Origin of the sequence: Formosa sejongensis (assembly GCF_033447105.1) — a bacterium.
Classification (GTDB): Bacteria; Bacteroidota; Bacteroidia; order Flavobacteriales; family Flavobacteriaceae; genus Formosa.
Genome location: NZ_JAWQUN010000008.1, coordinates 144,805 through 154,119 on the forward strand (window position 1 = coordinate 144,805; position 9,315 = coordinate 154,119).

The window sequence follows — 9,315 nt, forward strand, 5'->3', positions numbered from 1 at the left end:
CTTAAAATAGTATTCCTTTAAATAAAAAAAGTCCTATTTTTAACAAAAAAGGATGTAAAATAAATCTGAAGTTTCAGATTTATTTTACATCCTATATTTATATATTATGATTATAAATACAGAATTAGAAAAAAAGGGAAATCAATACCCTGACCATATTATTTCTTACGAAAAAAATATTGATACACTTCATTTTACAACAGCAAACGGTGTTGGTTTACAATTAACAATAGTTCGCGATAGTGTTTTACGATTTAGATATGCTACAGATTCTAATTTCGAAAATGATTTTTCTTATGCCATTTCAAAATATGCTGGGACAGGATACAATCTTTTAGACGTTAAAGAAACGAAAGACTTATATATCATTACAACCTCAAAAGTGATCTGTAAAATTGTAAAAAACGATTTGAAAATTTCGCTTTTTGATGCTCTAGATAATACACTAATCTGTCAGGATGAAATTGGCTTTCATTGGGAAGAAAGCTTCGAGTTTGGTGGTAATATTGTAAAAATGAGTAAGGTCTCTAACGACGGAGAAAGTTATTACGGCCTAGGGGATAAACCTGATCATTTAAACTTAAAAGGAAAACGTTTCGAAAATTGGGTTTCAGATTCTTTTGCCTATGGCAAATATACAGATCCGCTATACAAAGCCATTCCGTTTTACACCGGTTTACATCATGGTAAATCTTATGGTATATTTTTCGATAATACATTTCGATCGCATTTCGATTTTGCACAAGAACGAAAAAACATAACCAGTTTTTGGGCATTGGGTGGCGAAATGAATTACTACTTTATTTATGGCCCAAAAATGGGAGATGTTGTTGCCAAATACACCGATTTAACAGGGAAACCTCATCAACTTCCAGCCATGTGGTCTTTAGGATATCACCAATGTAAATGGAGTTATTATCCAGAATCTAAAGTTAAAGAAGTCACTTCAAAATTTAGGGAATTAAGTATCCCATGCGATGCCATTTATTTGGATATCGATTATATGGAAGGCTTCCGATGTTTTACATGGAATAAAGAATATTTTCCAGACCCGAAACGCATGGTTAAGGAATTGGCCGACGATGGATTTAAAACTATAGTAATTATAGATCCAGGTATTAAAATAGATCCTGATTACGATGTTTTTAAAGAAGCTTTAGATAAAGATTATTTCTGTAAACGTGCAGATGGTCCTTATATGAAAGGGAAAGTTTGGCCCGGAGAATGTTATTTTCCAGATTTTACAAATAAAAAAGTTAGAGAATGGTGGGCCGATTTATTTAAAGAACTTGTTGAAGATATAGGCGTAAAAGGCGTTTGGAACGATATGAACGAGCCTGCCGTTATGGAGGTTCCTAACAAAACATTCCCAGACGATGTACGCCACGATTACGACGGAAACCGCTGTAGCCACAGAAAAGCGCATAACGTTTATGGCATGCAAATGGCTAGAGCAACCTACCAAGGGTTAAAGAAATTTGCGTACCCAAAACGTCCGTTTGTTATTACAAGAGCTGCCTATTCTGGAACGCAACGTTATTCTTCGTCTTGGACTGGAGATAATGTCGCTACTTGGGAACATTTATGGATTGCCAATGTACAAGCACAACGTATGGCGCTTTCGGGATTTTCATTTATTGGTAGTGATATTGGCGGATTTGCAGAACAACCAAATGGCGAATTATATACACGCTGGATTCAGTTAGGGGTGTTTCATCCGTTTTGTAGAACACATTCTTCTGGAGATCATGGGGAGCAAGAACCTTGGATGTTTGGAGACGAAGTTACAGATATTGTACGTTCGTTTATAGAATTGCGTTACGAGCTTCTGCCCTATTTATACACTGCATTTTGGCAATATTTAGACGAAGGTGTTCCCGTATTAAAATCGCTTGTTCTATTCGATCAAGAAGACATACAAACACATTATCGTACAGATGAATTTATCTTCGGAAATAACATATTGGTATGTCCTATTTTAGAACCTAATTCTAAAGGTAGACGTATGTATATCCCTCGTGGAAATTGGTATAACTATTGGACTGAAGAACATATTGAAGGAGGTAGAGAAATATGGGTAGATGCCGATTTAGATACTATGCCAATATTTATTAAAGAAGGAACTATAATTCCGAAATATCCGGTGCAACAATATGTTGGAGAAAAGGAATTTGATGAAATCACTTTAGAAGTCCGTTATAAAATAGGAAAAGAACAATCGCTCTTATTCGACGATGCTCACGACGGTTACGATTATACAAAAGGACGCTATAGTTTAAGTAAATTTAAACTTACTGGTAAGGAGAACGAATTAATTATACAGCAACATACCACAGGTAAATATATAGCGCCTTACACGCGCTTTAAATTGAAATTAATAGGATTTCCTTTTACCATAGAAAAAATTGAAATTGATAATGTTGAAATCGATTTTAAAACGTTAAATCAAGTTACAATTAATAATGAATTAATAGTTGATAAAGCCTTTAGCGAAATTCATTTTATGTAGTGTTTTAAATAATAAAAAGGTATCGCCTTGCTGAAAATTTATGATCATCACATAAAAGAATCAAGGTTACTAACATTAAGACTCTAAATGGAATTCAAGGCAACGAAAAGTCAAAAATTTTAAACATAAAAAAAACGCTCGCGAATTTATCCACGAGCGTTTTTATTTTTATAAATTTTAAAGTAATATTTCTATTGAAGAATTACATTTTTTCAACATCAAAAGGTTTTCCTATATAGACTAATTTATAACCAGGTTCAATAATATGTTTATCTCTATTTGAAGACGAAATAATATCTAAAACACCCTTATCATTTTTAATAAAAATAGGGATAATATCTATATCGGCATCACTAATTTTTACTAAATTCAAAAAGTGCGATTTATCTTTTATTTCAATTTCATTAATCGCGGGATATTTGCGTGTCACTTCACTTAACGAATTAAAATCATCGGTTTGCGCAAATAACACTTCACGTGGAATTTTGTCACTATTACTTATCTCATCTGCAGTTAATAATCTAAACGACCCATTTTCACCAAACTGCTCTCCAAACTTGTTTATAGCGTACTTGTTAATATCTGCACTTGCTGTTAATGCCATAAGAAACCCGACATCGTTCAACTCTATATTATCCATTAACGTATCAGAATAAATATTGGTGTTTATAGCTTCTAATCCTAATTCATGACACTTTTTAATATTCTCTTGGTTACTGTCGATTAACACCACATGTCGTCCATTTTCTTCTAAATAATGACCGATTAATCGTGATAATTTAGATGCTCCAACAATTAATATTCCTTCAGATTTTTTCAAGAATACACCAACTAATTTTGCAAATAAACGTGCTGTTGTGGCATTTAAAAGTACTGTTCCAAGTACTATCATAAACACTAAAGGTGTAATATACTCGGCATCCTGAATACCACTTTTAGCTAACTTTAATCCAAATAATGAAGCAATTCCTGCTGCAACTATACCACGAGGGCCAACCCAACTTATAAACAGTTTTTCGTTTAGTTTTAAAGAAGATTTATACGTACTAATAAACACAGCAATAGGTCTTATTATAAACACAACAATAGCAAATAAAACCGCTGTATTCCAATTATAAATCAGTAATAAATCACTTATATTAATATTGGCAGCTAATAAAATAAACAGAATTGAAATTAATAAAACACTAAGTGATTCTTTAAAATAAAGCAATTCTTTTAAATATGGAGATTTAGAATTTCCTAAAACCATTCCCATTACCACTACAGCTAAAAGGCCGGATTCGTGAGCAAAAGAATCAGATAATACAAACACACCTAAAACAGATGCTAATGCGAACACATTTAATAAATAATGCGGAATCCATTTTCTATTAATAATAGTATTTAAAGCATGTGCAAAGGTAAAACCGAATGTAAAACCGAATAATACAATTTTTCCGAATTCTATAAATGCACGTTTTGTAAATTCTCCGCCAGCATCTACACTAATAAATTCGAAAACCAATACGGCGATTAAAGCACCTATTGGATCTATTAAAATACCTTCCCATTTTAATACGGCAGACACATCTTTTGGCAAGGGAATATTCCTTAAAATTGGCGTAATTACAGTTGGTCCGGTTACAATAATTAAACCTGAAAATAGAAACGAAATTTCCCAACTTAAATAAAACGTATAATGTGCGGCCATAGCTGCACCAAAAAAGGTAACGGCAGAGCCTAAAGTAATAAGTTTTGTAATGGAAGGAGCAACATTTTTAATTTCGCTTAACTTTAAGGTTAAACCACCTTCAAATAAAATAATACTAATGGCGAGCGAAACAAAATAAAACAAACTTTCTCCCGGAAAAAGACCTTCTCTCCCATTCCAAATAGGTTCTATCCATTTCGAGCCATCTTCAGAGAAGAATTCGGCTGCAATAGGTCCAACCAATAACCCAATAAGTATCAAAGGTAAAATGGCTGGTATCTTAAATTTCCAAGCCACCCATTGTGCTAATATTCCTAATATAATTATCCCAGCGAGTTCTAACATGCATCATTTTTTCTAAGGTGAATATATAAAAGTTTTGGTTTATATAGGATATGCATGGCTTTTTATGTTAAAAAAGACCCAATAAAAAATAAGATTTCCTTAAAACTGCTTCACTATTTTTAACTTTACGCTTTAAATTTTAATAAGATGAATTTATATCCAATCGAAACTGGAAATTTTAAGCTCGATGGTGGTGCTATGTTTGGCGTAGTTCCTAAAACTATTTGGCAAAAAACCAATCCAGCAGATGCTAATAATTTAATTGATATTGCTGCGCGATCACTTTTAATAGAAGATGGTAACAGGCTTATTTTAGTAGATACAGGAATGGGTGATAAACAATCTGATAAATTTTTTGGATATTATTCACTTTGGGGAAATCATTCTATAGATGCTTCACTTAAAGCTTATGGCTTTCATCGCGACGATATTACCGATGTGTTTTTAACCCATTTACATTTCGACCATTGTGGCGGAAGTATACAATGGAATAAGGATAGAACGGGTTACGAACCGGCTTTTAAAAATGCCCATTTTTGGAGTAATAAAGATCACTGGTTATGGGCAACCCAGCCTAATAAAAGAGAAAAAGCATCATTTTTAAAAGAAAATATTCTTCCAATGGAAGAAAACGGACAATTAAAATTTACAGGGCTTCCTGAAAACGATCTTTTAGAAAATAGTGAATTAGGTTTCGATATTTTATTTGTAGATGGACATACCGATAAACAAATGATTCCACAAATTACTTACAAAGATAAAACCATAGTATTCATGGCAGATTTATTGCCAACTGCAGGACATATTCCTTTACCTTATGTGATTGGTTACGATACTAGACCTTTGATAACCCTTGATGAGAAAGAAAAGTTTTTAAATAAAGCTGCCGATAATAATTATTACTTATTTTTGGAGCACGATGCTCATAACGAAATAATCACCTTACAACATACAGAAAAAGGTGTGCGTTTAAAAGACACGTACACTTGTAAAGATATTTTTAATTAACATATTAATAACTTATGAATTTTATTAAACCTATTCTATTCTCAACCATATTAGCAACTGTTTTAACTAGTTGTGGTGGTGGAGCTAAGGTTCTTTCGACTCCTATCGAAAATATAGATACCGCACCATTAAAAGTTTCAGACCTTACAGAAACAGAACAACACACTTGGGGTCATTTAGATCTTATTAAAGATACCATTCCAGGTATGAGTGTTCAGAAAGCTTATACAGATATTATTAAAAATAAAACTGGAAAAACGATTATCGTTGCGGTAATTGACTCTGGAATTGATATTGAACACGAAGATTTAGTAGATGTTATCTGGACAAATGAAAAAGAAATTCCTAATAACGGAATTGATGATGATAAAAATGGTTATATCGATGATATTCACGGATGGAATTTCTTAGGTGAAACTTACGACGAACAATTAGAATATGTACGTTTATTAGCTAGCGGAGATGAAGCAAATCCAGATTATGCAAGAGCTCAAGCTGAATATGATGAAGAATATGCTAAATATTTAAATTACAAAACGCAATACGATCAGTTATTGCAACAATTAATAGATGCAGACGAAATCTTATCTACTAAATTAAATAAATCAGATTATAATTTAGCGGATATCGAAAGTATTAACCCAGGAGATAACGAAGAATTATCTAGAGCTGTTGCCATTGGTAAATATATTTTAGGTCTTGGATTTGTAGATGTAAATGCAGCTAAAAAAGATTTAAAAAACGGAGCAGAAAGCATCTCTGAACGTTTAAACTTTAATCTTAATAAAGACTTTGAAGGTAGAAAAACAGGAGATAATCCAGACGATTTAACAGATGTTGGATATGGTAACGGAAACGTTATGCCAGTGAAAGATTCTGAAAGTCATGGGACACACGTTGCCGGAATTATTGCTGCAGAACGGAACAATGGTTTAGGTGCAAATGGTGTTGCTAATAATGTAAAAATTATGAGCATAAGAGCTGTACCTAATGGAGATGAATACGATAAAGATATTGCATTAGCTATTCGTTATGCTGTAGATAATGGTGCACAAGTTATTAACGGTAGTTTTGGTAAATATTACTCACCACACAGTGACTGGGTAAGAGATGCTATTGCATATGCTAGTAAAAACGATGTGCTTTTTATAAATGCTGCTGGTAATGAAGGACAGGATTTAGATGTTAAAAATTGTTTCCCGAACGACCAATTAGATAATGGTCCAGAAGTAGGAGATACATTTATTACCGTTGGGGCATTAGCGCCTAAATATGGTCCAGATATGGTTGCTGGTTTTTCTAATTACGGAAAAATTAATGTAGATGTATTTTCTCCAGGAGCTAAAATTTACTCTACAGTTCCAGGGAGTGAAAAATACGATATTAAAGGAGGAACATCTATGGCAGCACCTGCTGTTGCTGGTGTAGCTGCTTTAATACGTTCTCAGTATCCTAAATTAACTGCTGCTCAAGTTAAGCAAGTAATAATGGATTCTGGTTTACCTATAAAAATTAAAGTCGTTACTGGAGGAGATGCTAATAACGTACAACCTTTTGAAGATTTATCTAAATCTGGTAAAATGGTAAATACTTACAACGCTCTAATTTTGGCTTCTAAAGTAAAATAATTTAATCCAAATTTAAAAAACCTCATCAATCAAAACTTGGTGAGGTTTTTTATTTAAACCCCTATCAATATGAAACATATTTTTTACTCAATTTTTGTAATTCTTTTAGTCTTTACATCGTGTAAATCTTCAGATGTCTTAGTAAATAGTAGTTCTAATACAGATCCTACGTATTGGCAACAACATGTGGATTACACTATGAACGTTGATATGGACGTTGAAACTTATAAATATAAAGGAGTTCAGAAATTGGTGTATACCAACAATTCCCCAGATGTACTAACAAGTGTTTACTATCATTTATTCTTAAATGCTTTTCAACCAGGAAGCGAAATGGATGCCCGCTTACAAAGCATTGAAGATCCAGATGGAAGAATGATGGAAAACGGAACCAGTAGAATTTCTACTTTAACACCTGAAGAAATTGGCTATATAAAAGTAAAATCGCTTAAACAAGATGGAAAATCTATCGCTTACGAAACGGTAGGTACTATTCTTGAAGTAAAATTAGAAAAACCAATTCAACCTGGAGAAAAAGTAACGTTCGATATGGATTACGATGCACAAATTCCGCTTCAAATTCGTCGTTCAGGTAGAAATAATAAAGAAGGTGTAGCATTATCTATGACGCAATGGTACCCTAAATTAGCAGAATACGATTTTGAAGGTTGGCATGCAGATCCATATATCGGGAGAGAATTTCATGGTGTTTGGGGAAATTTCGATGTCACTATAAACATTGATAAAACATATACTATTGGAGGTACAGGATACCTTCAAAACCCTAACGAAATTGGCCATGGTTACGAAACATCTACAGTTACAGAACCTAAAGGCAATACATTATCTTGGCATTTTGTTGCCCCTAATGTACACGATTTTACTTGGGCTGCAGATCCTGATTATATTCACGATACGATGCAAGTTCCAAACGGACCTTTATTACATTTTTTCTATAAAAATAATCCTGCTATTTTAGAAAACTGGAAGAAGCTTCAACCTAAAACAGTAGAGTTAATGCAATATTTTAGTACCGAAGTAGGGAAGTACCCTTACGAACAATATTCAGTGATTCAAGGTGGAGATGGTGGTATGGAATATGCCATGTGTACACTTATTACTGGCGAACGTAAATTTGGTAGCTTAGTAGGTGTTACAGCTCACGAATTGGCACATACATGGTTTCAGTTTTTATTAGCTTCAAACGAATCTAAACACGAATGGATGGACGAAGGTTTTACGAGTTATATTAGTGATCAAGCAATGAATGTAATCATGAAGGAAAATAAAGAAAACCCTTCAGAAGGTGCGTATCGTGGCTATTATTACTTAGTTAAATCTGGTAAAGAACAACCACAATCTACACATTCCGATCGTTATGATTGTAATATGGCATATAGCATCGCAGCCTATAATAAAGGTGAAGTATTTTTAGCACAGCTAGGTTATGTTATCGGACAAGATAACTTGAAAAAAACTCTTAAAAAATATTACCAAGATTTTTCATTTAAACATCCAAGACCTATAGATGTTATACGTTCTGCCGAAAAAGTTTCTGGTTTAGAATTAGATTGGTATTTAACAGACTGGACATTAACTACAAATACAATTGATTACGGAATTAAATCTGTTGATGATTCTGAAACGTCAACTACCGTGACTTTAGAGCGTATTGGATCCATGCCAATGCCTTTAGATATTGTAGTAAATTATACCGATGGAACCAAAGCGTTTTTCTATATTCCATTAACTATGATGCGTGGCGAAAAACCTGAAACAGAATCTAGAACACAATTAGAAGACTGGGCTTGGGCGTATCCAACTTATACATTTACCTTTAAAAAATCTCACGGAGAAATTAAAGACATAATAATAGATCCTAAAGAATTAATGGCTGATATTAATAAAGAAAACAACGTCTATTTTAAAAAATAAAACTCACGTTTTAATAATTAATAACGCATGTTCTTACTTTTGTAAAAAACATGCGTTATTTTTAAATAAAATTATAGAGGTCAGTATATAAATACTTATCTTTAAACCTAAGAAACACATTAAAACATGAACATATTTACAGGTCAAAATCTTCTAGAGTTTTCTGATCGATTTAAAACCGACCTTGATTGTAAGGA

5 protein-coding genes are annotated in these 9,315 nt (G+C 33.0%); 4 read left to right on the forward strand and 1 reads right to left on the reverse strand.

Translation table 11 applies throughout. The features are described from left to right. The first annotated feature begins 106 nt into the window (after positions 1 to 106). Positions 107 to 2,509, forward strand: coding sequence for a glycoside hydrolase family 31 protein (locus R6X41_RS10340; RefSeq protein WP_318499974.1), 2,403 nt, complete (start codon positions 107 to 109; stop codon positions 2,507 to 2,509). 202 nt (positions 2,510 to 2,711) lie between these two features. Here R6X41_RS10340 and R6X41_RS10345 read toward each other — a convergent pair whose 3' ends face one another. Beyond that, on the reverse strand, positions 2,712 to 4,547 hold the full coding sequence (locus R6X41_RS10345) for a cation:proton antiporter (protein ID WP_318499975.1): 1,836 nt from the start codon (positions 4,545 to 4,547) through the stop codon (positions 2,712 to 2,714). A gap of 147 nt (positions 4,548 to 4,694) precedes the next feature. On the opposite strand from R6X41_RS10345, the gene R6X41_RS10350 reads away from it, so the two are divergent. From R6X41_RS10350 to R6X41_RS10360, 3 genes are all read left to right on the forward strand, one after another. Further along, a complete protein-coding gene (locus R6X41_RS10350) occupies positions 4,695 to 5,555 on the forward strand; it encodes an MBL fold metallo-hydrolase (protein ID WP_318499977.1) in 861 nt (286 codons plus the stop codon). Positions 5,556 to 5,569: 14 nt separating this feature from the next. Further along, a complete protein-coding gene (locus R6X41_RS10355) occupies positions 5,570 to 7,183 on the forward strand; it encodes a S8 family peptidase (RefSeq protein WP_318499979.1) in 1,614 nt (537 codons plus the stop codon). A 69-nt stretch (positions 7,184 to 7,252) separates the two neighbouring features. Further along, entirely contained in the window at positions 7,253 to 9,118 is a 1,866-nt protein-coding gene (locus R6X41_RS10360) for a M1 family metallopeptidase (protein ID WP_318499981.1), read from the forward strand. The last annotated feature ends 197 nt before the right edge of the window (positions 9,119 to 9,315 follow it).

Excerpts from the sequence above, each read along its gene's own strand:
- R6X41_RS10360 (WP_318499981.1), top strand. The coding sequence starts at position 7,253 with ATGAAACATATTTTTTACTCAATTTTTGTAATTCTTTTAGTCTTTACA.
- R6X41_RS10340 (WP_318499974.1), top strand. The coding sequence starts at position 107 with ATGATTATAAATACAGAATTAGAAAAAAAGGGAAATCAATACCCTGAC.
- R6X41_RS10345 (WP_318499975.1), bottom strand. The coding sequence starts at position 4,547 with ATGTTAGAACTCGCTGGGATAATTATATTAGGAATATTAGCACAATGG.
- R6X41_RS10355 (WP_318499979.1), top strand. The coding sequence starts at position 5,570 with ATGAATTTTATTAAACCTATTCTATTCTCAACCATATTAGCAACTGTT.
- R6X41_RS10350 (WP_318499977.1), top strand. The coding sequence starts at position 4,695 with ATGAATTTATATCCAATCGAAACTGGAAATTTTAAGCTCGATGGTGGT.